This window comes from Streptomyces sp. NPDC090499 (assembly GCF_044769305.1).
GTDB lineage: Bacteria > Actinomycetota > Actinomycetes > Streptomycetales > Streptomycetaceae > Streptomyces.
The window spans coordinates 325,813-340,689 of the sequence record NZ_JBIVXP010000010.1 but is presented as its reverse complement, the minus strand read 5'-3'; the positions used below and the strand labels follow the sequence as shown (position 1 = coordinate 340,689).

The window sequence follows — 14,877 nt, the reverse complement described above, 5'->3', positions numbered from 1 at the left end:
GCCGTCCTCACCCGAACGGGCGGCGGGCGTTCTCCCGCTCGGACGGTCCCGGGGTCGCGTCCGCGATCCACGGGCCCTCGCCCGACGGGTCGACGATCCCCTGCTCCAGCCATGCGAAGGAGCCGCCGAGCACGCCCTTGACGACCTTGCGGTCCAGGTCGTCGGTGTTCGACCAGAGGCGGGTGAAGAGTTCGTCGACGCGGATGCGGGACTGCCTGCAGAACGCGTCGGCGAGCAGGTAGGCCTCGCGGCCGTGGTCGCCCTGGCGGCGCAGCAGTTCGGCGCGTACGCAGGCCGCGCTCATCGCGAACAACTCGGCGCCGATGTCCACGACCCGGCCCAGGAAGCCCTGCTTGGTCTCCATCCGGCCCTGCCAGCGGGACATGGCGTAGAAGGTGGAGCGGGCCAGCTTGCGGGCGTGCCGCTCCACGTAGCGCAGGTGCGGGGCGAGGTCCACGCCGTGCTTGAAGTCGCCGTACGACGTGGGGAGCTGGCCCGGTCCGGCGACCAGCTTCGGCAGCCACCTGGCGTAGAAGACGCCCGCGTTGGCGCCCGCCTTCGCCTTGTCCTGGAGGGACTTGTCGGGGTCGATGAGGTCGCCGGCGACCGAGAGGTGGGCGTCGACGGCCTCGCGGGCGATCAGCAGGTGCATGATCTCGGTGGAGCCCTCGAAGATGCGGTTGATGCGCAGGTCGCGCAGGAGCTGCTCGGCGGGGACGGCGCGTTCGCCGCGGGCCGCCAGCGACTCGGCCGTCTCGAAGCCGCGGCCGCCGCGGATCTGGACCAGTTCGTCGGCCATCAGGCAGGCCATCTCGGAGCCGTAGAGCTTGGCGAGGGCGGCCTCGATGCGGATGTCGTTGCGGTTCTCGTCGGCCATCTGGGAGGACAGGTCGACGACCGCCTCCAGGGCGAAGGTGGTCGCCGCGATGAAGCTGATCTTGGAGCCGACCGCCTCGTGCAGCGCGACCGGCTTGCCCCACTGCTCGCGGACCGACGACCACTCGCGGGCGATCTTCAGGCACCACTTGCCGGCGCCGACGCACATCGCGGGGAGCGAGAGCCGCCCGGTGTTGAGCGTGGTGAGGGCGATCTTGAGGCCCGCGCCCTCGGCGCCGATGCGGTTGGCGGCCGGGACCCGGACCTGGTGGAAGCGGGTGACGCCGTTCTCGATGCCGCGCAGGCCCATGAAGGCGTTGCGGTTCTCGACGGTGATGCCCGGTGAGTCGGCCTCGACCACGAAGGCCGTGATGCCGCCCTTGCTGTTCTCCGTCTTCGGGACGCGGGCCATGACGACCAGGAGGTCGGCGACCACGCCGTTGGTGGTCCAGAGCTTCACACCGTCGAGAACGTAGTCGTCCCCGTCCGGTACGGCGGTGGTGGCCAGCCGCGCCGGGTCCGAGCCGACGTCCGGCTCGGTGAGCAGGAAGGCCGAGATGTCGGTGCGGGCGCAGCGCGGCAGGAAGGCGTCCTTCTGCTCCTGGGTGCCGAAGATCTTCAGCGGCTGCGGGACGCCGATGGACTGGTGGGCGGAGAGCAGTGCGCCGACCGCCGGGTTCGCGGAGCCGACCAGGGAGAGGGCCCGGTTGTAGTAGACCTGGGTGAGGCCGAGGCCGCCGTACCTGGTGTCGATCTTCATGCCGAGGGCGCCGAGCTCCTTGAGGCCGGCGATCACCTCGTCGGGGATGCGTGCCTCGCGCTCGATGAGCGCCGAGTCGATCTTCGTCTCGCAGAACTCGTGCAGCCGGGCCAGGAACTCCTCGCCGCGCTGGACGTCCTCGTCCGCCGGGAGCGGATGCGGGTGGATGAGATCGAGCCGGAAGCGCCCGAGGAACAGTTCCTTGGCGAAGCTGGGCTTGCGCCAGTCCTGTTCCCGGGCGGCCTCCGCCACCTGGCGGGCCTCCCGCTCGGTGACGGTGGGTTTCTTGGCGGTGGGGGCGGACATTGAGGCTCACCTCGCCACGAAAGGGGCTGTTGGGACCGTTCGTTACCGACCAGTGCTACTGGATCGTTGGTACCCGAATCGGGCCCTGCCCACCAGCCCTCGCGGTCCGATCGGCTGACGCGCGGGCCGCCCCGGCGCGTTTCTCAGCCGATGTCGACGGAGTACGACGTGGTGTCCAGCCGGCCGGAGCCCTTGAAGACCTCGGTGCCGGACTCGATGCCGGAGAGGTACTTGTCGTCGCTCAGCAGCTTGCGGCGGACCAGGGCCTGGGTGAAGTCGTCGATGTTCAGGGTGGCGCTCGTGGTGTTGGCCCGGCGGACGAACGAGTAGACGTTCCAGCCGATGTCGCCCCGGTAGACGTCCCACATCGCGCCGCCGAGGCTGACGCTGCCGTACCGGGTGCCGAGCGGGCCGGCGCCGCCCTGGCGGTTGAGCCAGATCATGATCTCGTCGGTGGGCCGGTCCTGCCAGTCCGCGGTGTTCTTGGCGTGCAGCCACAGGTCGTAGGCCACGTCCAGGGTGCCGGGGCCGGAGCTGAGCGAGAAGTTCCACCTGGTGGTGACCTTCTTGCGGTCGCCGACCCGGATCGGCAGCCCCGTGGCCGCCTTGTCGACCTTCCAGCCCCAGTGCCAGCCGAGGACCGTGCTCGCGTACGACTTCACGTCCGCGTCGGTGCCCTTGCTGTTGTTCGCCCAGGTGTACGACGTCCCCCAGGAGATGGTGGAGCCCGCCCGGGAGTTGTCCCAGACGCACTGGGTGCCGGTGCCCTTGTCCTGCCCCCAGAGGTTGTTGTTGAGGTAATACTTGCCGAGCGTGACGGTGTCGAAGGCGGTGCACTTCCTGCTCGGCTCGCCGGCCTGCGCCACGGTGACGCCCGCGGCGGCGGTGAGCGCGACCGAGGCGGCCAGCAGCGTCTTCGCCGTCCGGGACAGGCGCGGTCTGCGGTGTTGCATCGGGGGGTCCTTCCGGGGGACGGTTCGGGTACGACCCTCAGACGGCCGTACGACCTCTTTGTGGCCGCCGCCCCCTGGAAAGGTTGCCGAGGCCGTCCCGGCAATTCGTTGTCGAAGCGCTTCGACAACCTATGGACACCCACTCGCACTGAAGCTACTGTCGAACCACCCTCACTCGCCACCTGTCAGCAATGCGCACTGTCGAAGCGCTTCACAAAGCTTGGAGAGCTGGATGGTCACCCTCGCCGAGGTCGCCCAGCACGCCGGAGTCTCGGCGAGCACGGTGAGCTATGTCCTCAGCGGCAAGCGGTCCATCTCCACCATCACCCGGCAGCGGGTCGAGCAGAGCATCCGGGAGCTGGGCTACCACCCGAACGCGGGCGCCCGCGCCCTGGCCAGCAGCCGGTCGAACATCATCGCGCTGATGATCCCGCTGCGTACGGACATGTACGTGCCGGTGATGATGGAGATCGCGATCGCGGTGGCCACCACGGCCCGCGCGCACGGCTACGACGTCCTGCTGCTCACCGGCGAGGAGGGTCCGGACGCGGTGCGCCGGGTGACCGGCAGCGGGCTCGCCGACGCCATGATCCTGATGGACGTGGAGCTGGAGGACGAGCGGCTGCCGCTGCTGCGGCAGACCGATCAGCCCTCCGTGCTCATCGGTCTGCCCGCCTCCACCTCCGGGCTGACCTGCGTCGATCTCGACTTCGGGGCGACCGGCGCGCTCTGTGTGGAGCACCTCGCGAAGCTCGGTCACCGCGACATCGCTGTCATCGGCGAGGCCCCGGCCGTCTACGAGCGGCACACCGGCTTCGCCGAGCGCACCCTGGACGGACTGCGGTCCCGGGCCCGGGAGCTGGGCCTGCGGGTGCTGCACCGGCCGTGCGAGGGCGGGTACGACGCGATGGCCGCCACGCTGGCCCGGATCTTCGACGAACGTCCGGGCACCACGGGCCTGGTCGTCCAGAACGAGTCCGCGGTGGAGCCGCTGCTCGCGCTGCTGCGCCAGCAGGGCCGGGCCGTGCCGGAGGACGTGTCCGTGGTCGCGATCTGCCCGGACCAGGTCGCCGTCCAGGCCTCGGTGCGGCTGACCTCGGTCGCCATCCCCGCGCAGGAGATGGGCCGGTACGCCGTGGAGCACCTGGTCGCCAAGCTGGACGGGCGGGGCAGCGAGGAAGTCGTGCTGATCGCACCCGAGTTGACGGTACGGGCGAGCACGGGACCGGCGCCGGCCGGGTCCTGACCCCTTTGCAGTGCCCCGCCCTTTTGGGGGCACCCCTCTGTCTGCACTCCTTCAGGAGCACGTGACATGAATCAGTCTGCCCGAATCCAGTCCGCCGACGACCAGCCCAAGGTCAGCCTCGCGCAGTCCTCCCCCACCGTCGGCACGTTCCGGGAGCGGGACGGGGCCCTGGAGTGGAGCGGCCGCCAGGAGACGCTGCGCATAGAGCCGTGGGGGCCGGACGCGGTCCGGGTGCGCGCCCGGCTCGGCGGGCCGGTCCTCGAAGGACTGCCCGGCGCCCTGCTCGACGCGCCCCCCGCCACCGGTTCGACCGTCAGGATCGCCGACGGGGAGGGCCGGTTGACGGTCGGCGCACTGACCGTCGAGGTGTCCGCCGAGGGCCTGGTCCGCTTCCTGCGCAGCGAGGACCACTCGGAGGTGCTGGCCGAGGAACGCGCCCACTTCTGGTGGCCCGGCTCCCGCCTCTACACCGCGGTCGGCAACGGCTACCACCGCCTGGAGCAGCGGTTCGCCGCCTACGAGGGCGAGAAGCTGTTCGGCCTGGGCCAGCACCAGCACGGGCGCCTGGACCAGAAGGGCCTGGTCCTGGACCTGGTCCAGCGCAACGCCGAGGTCTCGATCCCGGTGCTGGTCTCCAGCCGCGGCTACACCCTGCTCTGGAACAACCCGGCGATCGGCCGCGTCGAGCTGGCCGGCAACGGCACCCGCTGGGTGGCCGACTCGGCCCGCCAGCTCGACTACTGGATCACCGTCGGCACCCCGGCCGACGGGCAGCGCACCTACAGTGCGGTGAGCGGCCGTTCGCCGATGCTGCCGGAGTGGGCGGCCGGCTTCTGGCAGTGCAAGCTGCGCTACCGCACCCAGGACGAACTCCTCGCCGTGGCCCGCGAGTACAAGCGCCGCGGCCTGCCCATCTCCGCGATCGTCTGCGACTTCTTCCACTGGACCCACCTCGGCGAGTGGAAGTTCGACCTCAAGGAGTGGCCGGACCCCGCCGCGATGGTCCGCGAACTCGACGAGCTCGGCATCAAGCTGGTGGTGAGCGTCTGGCCGTCGGTATCCCCGCTGTCCGAGAACCACGCGGTGATGGAGCAGCGCGGCTACTTCATCGGCACCCAGTACGGCCCGACGGCGCACGCCGACTGGCCGGACAAGGAGGTGGCGTCGGCCGTCCAGGTCGCCTTCTACGACGCCACCAACCCGGAGGCCCGCCGGTTCGTGTGGTCGAGGGTCAAGGAGAACTACCTGGACCCGTACGGCATCACGGCCTTCTGGCTGGACGCCTGCGAGCCCGAGCTGAAGCCGGGTTTCCAGGAGAACCTGCGCTACTGGACCGGCCCAGGACTGGAGGTCGGCAACAGCTACCCCGCCGAGAACTCCCGGACCTTCCACGAGGGCCTGCGGGCCGAGGGCGAGGAGGTCGTCACCCTCAACCGTTCGGCGTGGGCGGGCAGCCAGCGGTACGGGGCCGCGCTGTGGTCCGGCGACATCGGCACCGACTTCACGACCCTGCGCCACCAGATCGCGGCCGGCCTCAACACCGCGCTCTCCGGCATCCCCTGGTGGAACACCGACATCGGAGGCTTCCACGGCGGCGACCCGGACGACCCGGCGTACCGCGAGGTGATGGTCCGCTGGTTCCAGTTCGGCGCGCTCTCCCCGCTGATGCGCCTGCACGGCTTCCGCGACCCGGGCACGCCGCTGGGCCCCGACATGACCGGCGGCCCGAACGAGGTGTGGTCGTACGGCCCGGAGGCGGGCGCGATCCTGGAGAAGTACCTGCGGCTGCGCGAGCGCCTGAAGCCGTACGTCCTCCGCGTCATGCGGGAGGCCCACGAGGAGGGCCTTCCGGTGCTGCGGCCGCTGTTCCTGGAGTTCCCCGAGGACCAGGCGGCCTGGACGGTCGACGACGCGTACCTCTTCGGCCGCGACCTGCTGGTGGCACCGGTGCTGACGGCGGGCGCCACGGTCCGCACGGCGTACCTGCCGGCGGGCGCCCGCTGGACGGACGCGTGGACGGGCGAGTCGTACGAGGGCGGTGCACCGGTGACGGTGGACGCGCCGCTGGACCGTATCCCGCTGTTCCTGCGCGACGGGGCGGAACTCCCGGTCGCGGAGTAGTGCGGCCGGATCGCGACGCCTCCCGTTACCGGCCGGTAAATGTCTCAACTCGGCAGTGTGGTCGGGCAGTTGGAGGGGGTAGTCAGTATCCCCTCCGCTGTCCCCCCACGAAGGGTCCCGCTGCCGTGCCCTCAGCTCCGATCCCCCTCACGCTCGCCAACCTGCTCCTCGGACCCGGCTTCCGGGCCCGCCGCACCCCGGACCGGGCCTTCGACCGGCTGCTCGCCGCGGCCGGTCCGGCGGACGGCGACGAACGCTTCACCGACGGCTTCCGCCACCTGCTCCGATGTTGGGCGGGAGCCGAGCGTCTGACCCCGGTGGGCTGGCTGTCCGCACGCGGGCACGTCGGCCGGCACCTCGCCAACCGCGCCCGGATCCGCCGGCTGCTGGCCGAGCACCCCGGGATCGAGCGGGAGCCCGTCGAGCGCCCGGTGTTCGTGGTGGGCCTGCCGCGCACCGCCACCACGCTCACCCACGGCATCCTCTCCCTCTCCGCGGACCACCGCTGCCCGCAGCTGCGGGAGCTGCTGACCCCGGGCCTGGACGACGGCCCCGGGGAACGGGAGGAGGCGATCACGACCGCCCGTCGCCTGGTCGGCGGCATCAACCTCTTCGCCCCGGGCTTCCGGCACATCCACAACCTGCGTCCCGAGGGCCCGGAGGAGTGCACCTTCGCGCTGCCGCACACGGTGATGCCGCTCTCCCAGGCGGTGATCCCCGAGTACCTGCCCTGGCACGAGACCCATGACTTCGGCGCCGACTACCGCTACCTCAAGCAGATCTACCAGGTCCTCCAGTACGGCCGCCCGCGCCGCCGCTGGGTGCTGAAGTCGCCGCTGCACCTGGAGAACCTGGACGCACTGCGCACGGTCTTCCCGGACGCCACGATCGTGTGGACGCACCGCGATCCGGCCACCGCCGTGGCCTCCTTCTGCAGCCTGGTCGAGCACGGCATGGCGGTGAACACCCGCCCCCTCGACCTGGACTGGATCGGCGCCATCTGGCTCCGGCTGCTGGCCCGCTCGGCCGCCCGCGGTCTCGCGTCCCGCGCCGGCATCCCCCGCGAGTCCCTCGTCGACGTGCCGTACTCCTGGCTGGGCGCCGACCCGGCCGCGGGCGCCCCGAAGCTCTACGCGGCCGTCGGCGCCCGCTGGACCGACGCCGACGCGGCCCGCCTCCCGGCCGTCGCCGCCCGCCCCAGGGGGACCCGCGTACACAGCTACGACCTGGCCCGCTACGGCCTGTCCCGGGCCGACGTCGACACCGCCTTCGCGGACTACAACGCGCTGCGCGCGGAGGTCGACCGGGCCTGACGGCGCGCGGGACGGCCCCGCCGGGTCGCGGGGCCGCCCCGGTGGCTCAGCTGCTGCTGACGCTCTCGCTGTTGACGGTGAAGTCCAGACCGCCGGACGAGGACGTGATCTCGAAGCCGAACTGCAGGTCACCGATGGTGACGTTGCCGAACCAGCCCTTGGTGTCCTTGATCCACTTCAGGATCGGCAGGATGTCGATCGTGCCGGAGGTGGAGTTGGAGCTGCGGACGAACGAATAGACGTTGTTCGAGCCGTTGTTGCCCTTGTAGACGGTCCAGGTGTTGCTGCCCAGCGTGAGCGTGCCCTGCGAGGTGCCGAGCGGGCCGACGGCGCCGGTCTTGTTGACCCAGAGCATGATCTCGTTGGCGTAACCGGTGTCCCAGATGTCGTACGACGTGTTGTACGCGCCGGACGACGGGACGGTCACGTTGTAGCTGCTGGTGAGCGATCCGAGCGAGGTGATCGTCTTGTTGATCACCTTCTTGGCGTTGGGGTACGCCTTGATGCCGCCGGTGTTCGGGTGGTTGGCGTTGACGCCCCAGTTGGTGCCGGAGTTGGCCCAGATGCACTGGGTGCCGGCACCGGAGCCCCAGATGTTGTTGTAGAGGGTGTAGCCGTTCAGCGTGGTGTTGCCCCACTGGTCGCAGGAGCTCCAGACGGCGGCCGAGGCGGGGGCCGCGGCGAGGCCGACGGTGGCGCCGAGGGCGAGCGCGGGGGCGATCAGGGCGGTGACGGCCCTGCCGAGCGTGCGTGATGCCATGGTGTCCCTTCCATGGGTGGGGGGAGGTGCGGTGGCTACCACGTCCCCGGGGTGAGGACGTGGTCTTCTCCGGCGACGAGGTCGAGCGGCCGACGGCCGGAGGAAGTCCACAGGTCGACGCGGAGCGTCCGGTGCGGCTTGAGGACGGCCCGCGCGCCGTCGGGGGTCCAGTCGAGGTCGAGTCCGGCTCCGAAGCGGGTCCGGATGCCGTGCAGCCGGCCCTGGCGCAGGGCTGCCGGGAGCGCGGGGAGCAGGACGAGCCGGTCCGGGGTCGACTGGACGAGGGCCTCGACGAGCACGGCGGGCAGGGTGTGTGCGGCGTCGGCGTTGTAGACGTCGCGGTGCGGGTAGTGGGCGCTCATCAGCGAGGCGTGGAAGAAGTCGCCGGACAGGACCCGGTCGAGGGCGGCGCCGACCCGTGCGCCGTCGCGCAGGCGGGCCGCGACGAGCGCGTGGTGGAGGTGGCCGTGGGCCGAGTCGTTCTCGGCGCCGCGCAGTTCGAGCGCGCGGTGGGCGGCGGCCGCGAGCTCCGGGGTGTCGTAGGGGGTGATCTCGTCGAGCGGCCAGACGCCGTAGAGGTGGCTGAGGTGGCGGTGGTCGTAGGTGTCGTCGAGGCCGGGCCAGGCCCATTCGGCGAGCGCGCCGTCGGCGTTGGTCCGGTGCGGGGGCAGCCGGTCGGCGAGGGTGCGCCAGCGGTCGGCGTCCGGGCCGGGGTGGTAGTCGGCGGCGGTGTGCAGGGCGTGCCGGGCGGCGGAGAGGTCCATCGCCGCGTTGACCGTGCCCCAGCTCGCGTTCGCGGGCCGGTTCTCGGGCGAGTAGGAGGGGACGATCACCAGGTGGCCGTCGGCGTCGGTCCGGGTGAGGAAGTCCTCGTAGAACCGGGCGACTTCGGCCAGCACCGCCGCCGTGCGGGGGTCGCGCCCGCCGCGGGTCTCGTCGTGGTCGACGAGCGGCTTGAGCAGCCAGTCGGCGCCGGCCGTCCACAGGTGCAGGGGGTATTCCCGGCTGAAGTGGTAGGCCAGCCCGGACTCGCCGTCGCTGTGCGCGGGCGCGACCGCACCCCGGGCGCCGAAGACCGCGCGGGCGTTCTCCCGCCAGTCGCCGAGCTGGCGCTGGATCAGTGCGGCGCAGGCCTCGGTGACTTCGGGCAGGGCGGCAGTGGCGGCCGAGGCCGTCTGGAGGTTGACGTTGGCGTCATTGGTGAACGCGCCCGACCAGGCGGTGTCCCAGTCGCCGGTCCACAGGCCGGTCAGGCGCGGCGGGTTGAGACCGGAGGAGGAGAGCAGGTGGTAGCGGCCGGCCGCGAAGAGCCGCTCCAGGAGCGCCGCTTCGCCCGGCTTCCTGAGCAACTCGGATCCCGGCAGGGCGCGTTCGGCCGGGTCGGCGGCCAGGTCGAGGGAGACGCGGGTGTAGGCGGTGCGGTGCGGGCCGAGGTGGCGGGCGAGCAGCGCGTCGTACGACTCCTGGTCGGCGAGCAGGTCGCTCAGTGCGCGTGCCTCGGCGGTCACGTCGAGTTCGCCGGTGTGGCGGCGGACCCGGGTGAGGAGGAGGACGGACGCGGCGCCGGTGACGCGGACGCCCGGCGGGACGAGTGCGGTGCTGCCGCCGGTGACGGCGACCAGGGTGACGCCCGTGTAGGCGCGGTCGCTGCCGGGGTAGCGGGCGCGAAGGCTGAGCAGGGCACCCTCGGGGGTGCGCAGCGCGCCGTGGCCGACGCCCAGGCCGGGCGGGGCGCCGGGGAGCCGGTGGTCGAGGGCGATGTCGAGGGTGGCGGCGCCGGTGACCTGCTGCACGATCACGTCGTCCGCGCGGGAGACGAAGACCTTGCTGGTCCAGTTGGCGGCGGTGGCGGTGACCTCGCCGGTGGTGAAGTCGACGGAGCGGCGGTAGCCGTCGGTCCGGCCGTGCGGCCTGCGCAGCCGGATCTGGAAGGCGGGGTGGAAGGGCTGCACCCACTGGAGCGGACGGCCGTCGGTGAGGCTCTCGGCGGCGGCCGGCTCCCCGGCGAGCAGCCTGTCCTGCACGGCGGCGAGTTCGGCCGCCAGGCGGGGCGGGCGGGCGTGTTCGCCGCCGTTCGGGCGGACGAGGGTGTGCTGGGTGACGATGACACGGTCGTCGTCCGGATCGCCGAACACGAGGATGCCGTGGTGGCCGTTGCCGCTCAGGAAGGCGTCCTCCCAGCGGGCGGCGGGGGCCGGCTCCCAGGTGCCGTGGACGGGGCCGGTGGTGGTGTCCGTGCCGGTGTCGGCGGTGGTTTCCGTGCCGGTGCCGGTGGTCGTCATGGCTTGAGCACCGCCACTCCGTGGCGGCCGAGGACGGTCTCGCCGGTGACGGTCCTGCCGGTCAGCAGGTCTCGGTGTGTTCCCATGAGGGCGATCTTCACATCGTCGCGACCGTGGTTGAACAGGAACAGCAGCTCACCCCGCCGGACCGCCTCGACGCCCGCGGGCAGTCCGTCGAGCACCGGGCGCACCCCCGCCTCCGCCGCGATCCGGCCGAGCAGCCCGCGCAGCGCCGCCGGCTCCGGGAGCGTGGAGACGTACCAGGCACGCCCGTTGCGCAGCACGGCGGGCAGCCCGTCGAGTTCACCGCCCCGGTACGGCACCGCCGCGGAGACTCCCGGTACGGCCTCGATCTCCTCCGACCACAGGGTGCCCCGGAAGCCCTCGCACGCGACGGTCTCCCCCGCGTCCAGCGGCCACCACTCGTGCAGGGTGCGGATACCGAAGAGCTCGCGCAGCCGGGCGTCCATACCGCCGGGGCGGATCCGGTCGTCCTCGTCGGCGATGCCGGTCAGGAAGCCGCTGACCAGGGTGCCGCCGCCGCGGACGTAGCCGAGGAGGTTGCCGATCGCGGCGTCGGTGAGGAGGTAGAGCTGCGGGACGACGACCAGCTTGTAGGCGGCCAGGTCGTGTTCGGGGTGGGCGAAGTCGGTGGTGAGGTTCGCCTCCCACAGGGCCCGGTGCCAGGCGTGCAGGACGTCGGGGAGGTCCACCTCGGTGGAGAGCCGGCCTTCGTGGGCACCGGCCCACCAGGAGTCCCAGTCGTGGAGTATCGCGATCTCGGCGTCGATACGACGGCCGGTCACCTCGCCCCCGATCGCGGCCAGTTCGGAGCCGAGCCGCTTGACCTCCTGGTACGTGCGACCCTCCTCCCCCGCGTGGCTGACCATCCCGGAGTGGAACTTCTCCGCGCCCTGTCTCGACTGCCGCCACTGGAAGTAGCAGACGGCGTCCGCGCCGCGGGCCACGGCCTGCAGGGACCACTGGCGGTTGAGGCCGCGGGGCTTGGGGTGGTTCACCCCGCGCCAGTTGACCGGCCCGGCGGCCTGCTCCATGAGCATCCAGGGGCCGCGGGCCTGGGAGCGGGTGAGGTCGTGGACGAGTGCGCCGTGCTGGGCGCCCAGGGGGTCGCGCGGGTCGGGGTAGAGGTCGACGGAGACGACGTCCTCCTCGGCGGCCCAGCGCCAGGCGTCCTGGCCGGTCCACAGCGGCATGAAGTTGGTGGTCACCGGGATGTGCGGAGTGTGCCGGGCGACGATGTCCCGTTCGGCCCGGAAGCACTCCAGGAGCATGTCGGAGGTGAAGCGGCGGAAGTCCAGCACCTGGGTGGGGTTCTTCAGGTAGTGGGCGTGGCGTGGCGGCAGGATGCCGTCCCAGGTGTCGTAGCCCTGGCTCCAGAAGGCCGTGCCCCACGCGGTGTTGAGGGCGTCGAGGGTGCCGTAGCGCTCGCGCAGCCAGCGGCGGAAGGCGGCGGCTGCCTCGTCGCCGTGGTCGAAGGTGCAGTACTCGTTGTTGATGTGCCACATCGTGAGGGCGGGGTGGCCGGCGTAGCGGGCGGCGAGGTCCTCGGTGATGGCGGCGGCGTACCGGCGGTAGGCGGCGCTGGAGTGCGAGAAGTGCTGGCGGCCGCCCCACCACTCGGTGCGGCCGTCGGCGTCCCGGGGCAGGGTCTCCGGGTGCAGCCGCCCGAGCCACGGGGGCGGTGACGCGGTGGGGGTGGCGAGGACGACGCCGATGCCGTGCTGGTGCATCAGGTCCATGAGCCGGTCCAGCCAGCCGAAGTCCCGTTCCCCCGGCCGCGGTTCGAGCCGCGCCCAGGAGAAGACGCCCATGGTCACGGAGTTGACTCCGGCGGCCGTCATCAGCCGGACGTCCTCGTGCCAGCTCCCCTCGGGCCACTGCTCGGGGTTGTAGTCGCCGCCGAAGAGGATGCGGCCGCGGGTGGCGTCGGAGAGACCCGGCGGCTTCCGTGCGGCGGTCATCGGACGGGGTCCCCGTACTGGATGCCGCGCCCGTTGGTGGCCAGGTAGACCCTGCCGTACACGCGCGGGTCGCCGGTGACGGCCTGCCCGGTCCAGCCCCACTGGTGCCGGTCGTCGTTGATGCGGACCCAGGACCCGGCCTCGTCGTCGGAGCGGTGGACGGCGGTGATCGATTCGGTGGAGCCGACCAGGTACAGCGCCGGGTAGTCGGCGCCGGGCGCCGCCTTGCCGAAGCCGAGGGTGTACGCGGCCCGGCAGCCGGCGACCTTGGCGAAGGTGACGCCCCCGTCGGTGGACCGGTACAGGCCGTTCCACTTCACGCTCAGCCAGAGGTCGCCGGACCGGCCGGGGGCCGCCACCAGCTGGAACTGGCTGTCGCCGGAGGGCAGCCCGGTCGCACGCGCCGTGAACGAACGGCCACTGTCAGTGCTGGCTTGTAGCGTTCCTGTGTCGGTGTCGTACGCGTAGAAGAGCGTCGGGTCGGCCGGGTCGGCGACCGGCGTGGCGCCCTTCGGGAAGGAGGAGATCTCGGTCCAGGTGGCGCCGTTGTCGTCCGACCGGTGGGCGGGGTACTTGGTCCCGTCCCAGTGCACGAAGGACCACAGCAGCACGCTGCCGTCGGCGTTGGCGGCGATCGGCCCCGGTGCGTCGTGGGCGAGGGAGGGCTGGGCGGCGAAGGGCGCCCAGGTCCGGCCCCCGTCGTCCGAGTACGCGCCGTTGCCGTGGTCGCCCCAGCCGGTGCGGACCACGTACGCCGGCCGGCCCGCGGCCTGCGCGAGCCCCGTCGCCGACCCGAACACGGGGTTCGTGGCCATCCCGCGGGACGGAGACGCGGTGAGCCGCTCGTGGTACAGGACGCCGATGTCCCCCGAGCCGCTCAGCAGGTGTGCCTCCCCGGCCGGGGGCGACACCAGCTGAAGCACCGACGTCTCCTCCAGGCCGCGGACCTGCAGGGCCCAGTGGACCAGGTCACGGGTGCCGTAGAGGGTGGCGCCGGTGCCGTAGACGACGTGCTTCGAGTCGAACGGGTCGACGGCGACGGCCTGGATCCACCACCCGAACTTGGGCTCGGCGCCGCCCCAGTTCAAGAAAGGAGTCTCGGACACGTCGAAGACGGCCAAGTCCTTGAGGGACGTCCAGGTAAGGCCGCCGTCGGTGGTCCGGTAGAGGGTGTCCACGGCCGTCCACCGGTTGTTCGTCGAGACGACGACGGTGCCGGGCCGCCGGGCGTCGACGGCGACCCCGCCGTAGCCGAAGGTGTCGCCGCCGCCGGGCGGGACGGGCGTGACCTCCGTCCACCTGCCGGTGCCGGTGGCGAGCTTGTGCACGCTGCCGTCCGCCTGGCCGTTGGGGCCGGGGGCGTCGGCGTACGTCACGTACAGCTCGCGGGCGTGACGGTCGTAGGCGGCGCGGACCGGGATCCTGGCGGCGGTGCCGGTGGGCTGCCCGGGGACGGCCTCCCACGTGGTCCCGTCAGTGGTGCGGTACAGACCGACGGCGGTCGCGCCGCCGTCGCCGTCCGCCCAGCCTGCGTAGACGGCACGGCCCACGGGAACGAGGAGGCCGACGCCCTGGCCGGAGGCGGAGGGGGCGGGCGGGAAGCCGTCGGCCGCCGCCCAGGTGGCGCCCCGGTCGGTCGACTTGAGCAGTCCGTCGTGTCGCGTCCCCAGCCACAGGGTGTCGCTGTCCCGTGGGTCGACGAGGAGGCGTTCGCCCATGCCCCGGCCGTCCTCGTTGGCGCCGAGCTTCACGGCGAGGTCGGTGCGGGTCCAGGTGCTGCCGCGGTCGTCCGAGCGCAGGACCGCGCCGTTCCCGGCCCAGGACTGGGCGTACGTGCCGAGGGCCAGGTAGAGCCGGTCGGGGTGGGCCGGGTCGACGGCCATCGCCTCCACGCCGAGGAGGTTCCAGTCGTCCCAGCCGAGGTGGTCGGTGAGCGGGGTCCAGCGGGCGGTGCGGGCGTCCCAGCGGTAGGCGCCGCCGATGTCCGTGCGGGCGTAGGCGAGGCCGGGGGTGGTGGGGTGGAAGAGGACGCCGGTGACGAAGCCGGTGCCGCCGATCACCGCGTTGCGCCAGCGGTACGCCTGCGGCCGGGGCTCGGCCGCGGTGGCGGTGGCGGTCGGAAGAGCGGTGAGGGCGGCGGTTGCTGCGGTGCCGGCGAGGACGGTTCTGCGGCTCAGGGTGGGCATGGGGAACCTTCGGTGGGTTTGGTGTGTGGGCCGGGGTGGGGGCGGGGGGACGTTTACCGGCGCTGGCCGGGTGCCGCTGCGCCCACCCGCGC

The 14,877-nt window shown here is 72.3% G+C and carries 9 protein-coding genes; 3 read left to right on the top strand and 6 right to left on the bottom strand.

What is annotated here, in order from left to right; translation table 11 throughout:
- Positions 1–7: 7 nt before the first annotated feature.
- Together ACIQVL_RS33160 and ACIQVL_RS33155 are read right to left on the bottom strand one after the other, a co-directional pair.
- Positions 8–1,942, bottom strand: a complete 1,935-nt coding sequence (locus ACIQVL_RS33160) for an acyl-CoA dehydrogenase family protein (RefSeq protein ID WP_403477188.1) — start codon at positions 1,940–1,942, stop codon at positions 8–10.
- Between the two features lie 143 nt (positions 1,943–2,085).
- Positions 2,086–2,895 carry an endo-1,4-beta-glucanase gene (locus ACIQVL_RS33155; RefSeq protein ID WP_403477187.1) on the bottom strand — a complete coding sequence of 270 codons (810 nt, stop codon included), beginning with the start codon at positions 2,893–2,895 and terminating at the stop codon, positions 2,086–2,088.
- A gap of 232 nt (positions 2,896–3,127) precedes the next feature.
- Here ACIQVL_RS33155 and ACIQVL_RS33150 point away from each other — a divergent pair, with 232 nt between their 5' ends.
- The 3 genes from ACIQVL_RS33150 (at position 3,128) to ACIQVL_RS33140 (ending at position 7,575) form a co-directional block, all read left to right on the top strand.
- On the top strand, positions 3,128–4,141 hold the full coding sequence (locus ACIQVL_RS33150) for a LacI family DNA-binding transcriptional regulator (protein ID WP_403442310.1): 1,014 nt from the start codon (positions 3,128–3,130) through the stop codon (positions 4,139–4,141).
- Between the two features lie 66 nt (positions 4,142–4,207).
- Positions 4,208–6,262: a TIM-barrel domain-containing protein gene (locus tag ACIQVL_RS33145; RefSeq protein WP_403477186.1), complete on the top strand. Its 2,055-nt coding sequence runs from the start codon at positions 4,208–4,210 to the stop codon at positions 6,260–6,262.
- Between the two features lie 125 nt (positions 6,263–6,387).
- Positions 6,388–7,575 carry a sulfotransferase family protein gene (locus tag ACIQVL_RS33140; RefSeq protein ID WP_403477185.1) on the top strand — a complete coding sequence of 396 codons (1,188 nt, stop codon included), beginning with the start codon at positions 6,388–6,390 and terminating at the stop codon, positions 7,573–7,575.
- Positions 7,576–7,621: 46 nt separating this feature from the next.
- Here the strand turns inward: ACIQVL_RS33140 and ACIQVL_RS33135 are convergent, their stop codons facing one another.
- Genes ACIQVL_RS33135 through ACIQVL_RS33120 form a run of 4 tightly spaced genes read right to left on the bottom strand, consistent with a single transcriptional unit; the run spans position 7,622 to position 14,785 of the window.
- Entirely contained in the window at positions 7,622–8,335 is a 714-nt protein-coding gene (locus tag ACIQVL_RS33135; protein ID WP_403477184.1) for a hypothetical protein, read from the bottom strand.
- A 35-nt stretch (positions 8,336–8,370) separates the two neighbouring features.
- The gene (locus ACIQVL_RS33130) at positions 8,371–10,617 is read right to left on the bottom strand and encodes a glycosyl hydrolase family 95 catalytic domain-containing protein (protein ID WP_403477183.1); all 2,247 of its coding nucleotides are present in this window, start codon (positions 10,615–10,617) and stop codon (positions 8,371–8,373) included.
- Positions 10,614–12,599, bottom strand: a complete 1,986-nt coding sequence (locus tag ACIQVL_RS33125; RefSeq protein WP_403477182.1) for a beta-galactosidase — start codon at positions 12,597–12,599, stop codon at positions 10,614–10,616. Before ACIQVL_RS33125 ends, ACIQVL_RS33130 begins: the two co-directional genes overlap by 4 nt.
- Positions 12,596–14,785 carry a 1,4-beta-glucanase gene (locus ACIQVL_RS33120; RefSeq protein WP_403477181.1) on the bottom strand — a complete coding sequence of 730 codons (2,190 nt, stop codon included), beginning with the start codon at positions 14,783–14,785 and terminating at the stop codon, positions 12,596–12,598. The genes ACIQVL_RS33125 and ACIQVL_RS33120 overlap by 4 nt, the downstream gene beginning before the upstream one ends.
- Between the last annotated feature and the right edge of the window lie 92 nt (positions 14,786–14,877).

What these genes read in the sequence shown, in the direction of transcription:
- ACIQVL_RS33150 (WP_403442310.1), top strand. Translation starts at nt 3,128, where the DNA reads ATGGTCACCCTCGCCGAGGTCGCCCAGCACGCCGGAGTCTCGGCGAGC.
- ACIQVL_RS33130 (WP_403477183.1), bottom strand. Translation starts at nt 10,617, where the DNA reads ATGACGACCACCGGCACCGGCACGGAAACCACCGCCGACACCGGCACG.
- ACIQVL_RS33135 (WP_403477184.1), bottom strand. Translation starts at nt 8,335, where the DNA reads ATGGCATCACGCACGCTCGGCAGGGCCGTCACCGCCCTGATCGCCCCC.
- ACIQVL_RS33125 (WP_403477182.1), bottom strand. Translation starts at nt 12,599, where the DNA reads ATGACCGCCGCACGGAAGCCGCCGGGTCTCTCCGACGCCACCCGCGGC.
- ACIQVL_RS33155 (WP_403477187.1), bottom strand. Translation starts at nt 2,895, where the DNA reads ATGCAACACCGCAGACCGCGCCTGTCCCGGACGGCGAAGACGCTGCTG.
- ACIQVL_RS33145 (WP_403477186.1), top strand. Translation starts at nt 4,208, where the DNA reads ATGAATCAGTCTGCCCGAATCCAGTCCGCCGACGACCAGCCCAAGGTC.
- ACIQVL_RS33120 (WP_403477181.1), bottom strand. Translation starts at nt 14,785, where the DNA reads ATGCCCACCCTGAGCCGCAGAACCGTCCTCGCCGGCACCGCAGCAACC.
- ACIQVL_RS33160 (WP_403477188.1), bottom strand. Translation starts at nt 1,942, where the DNA reads ATGTCCGCCCCCACCGCCAAGAAACCCACCGTCACCGAGCGGGAGGCC.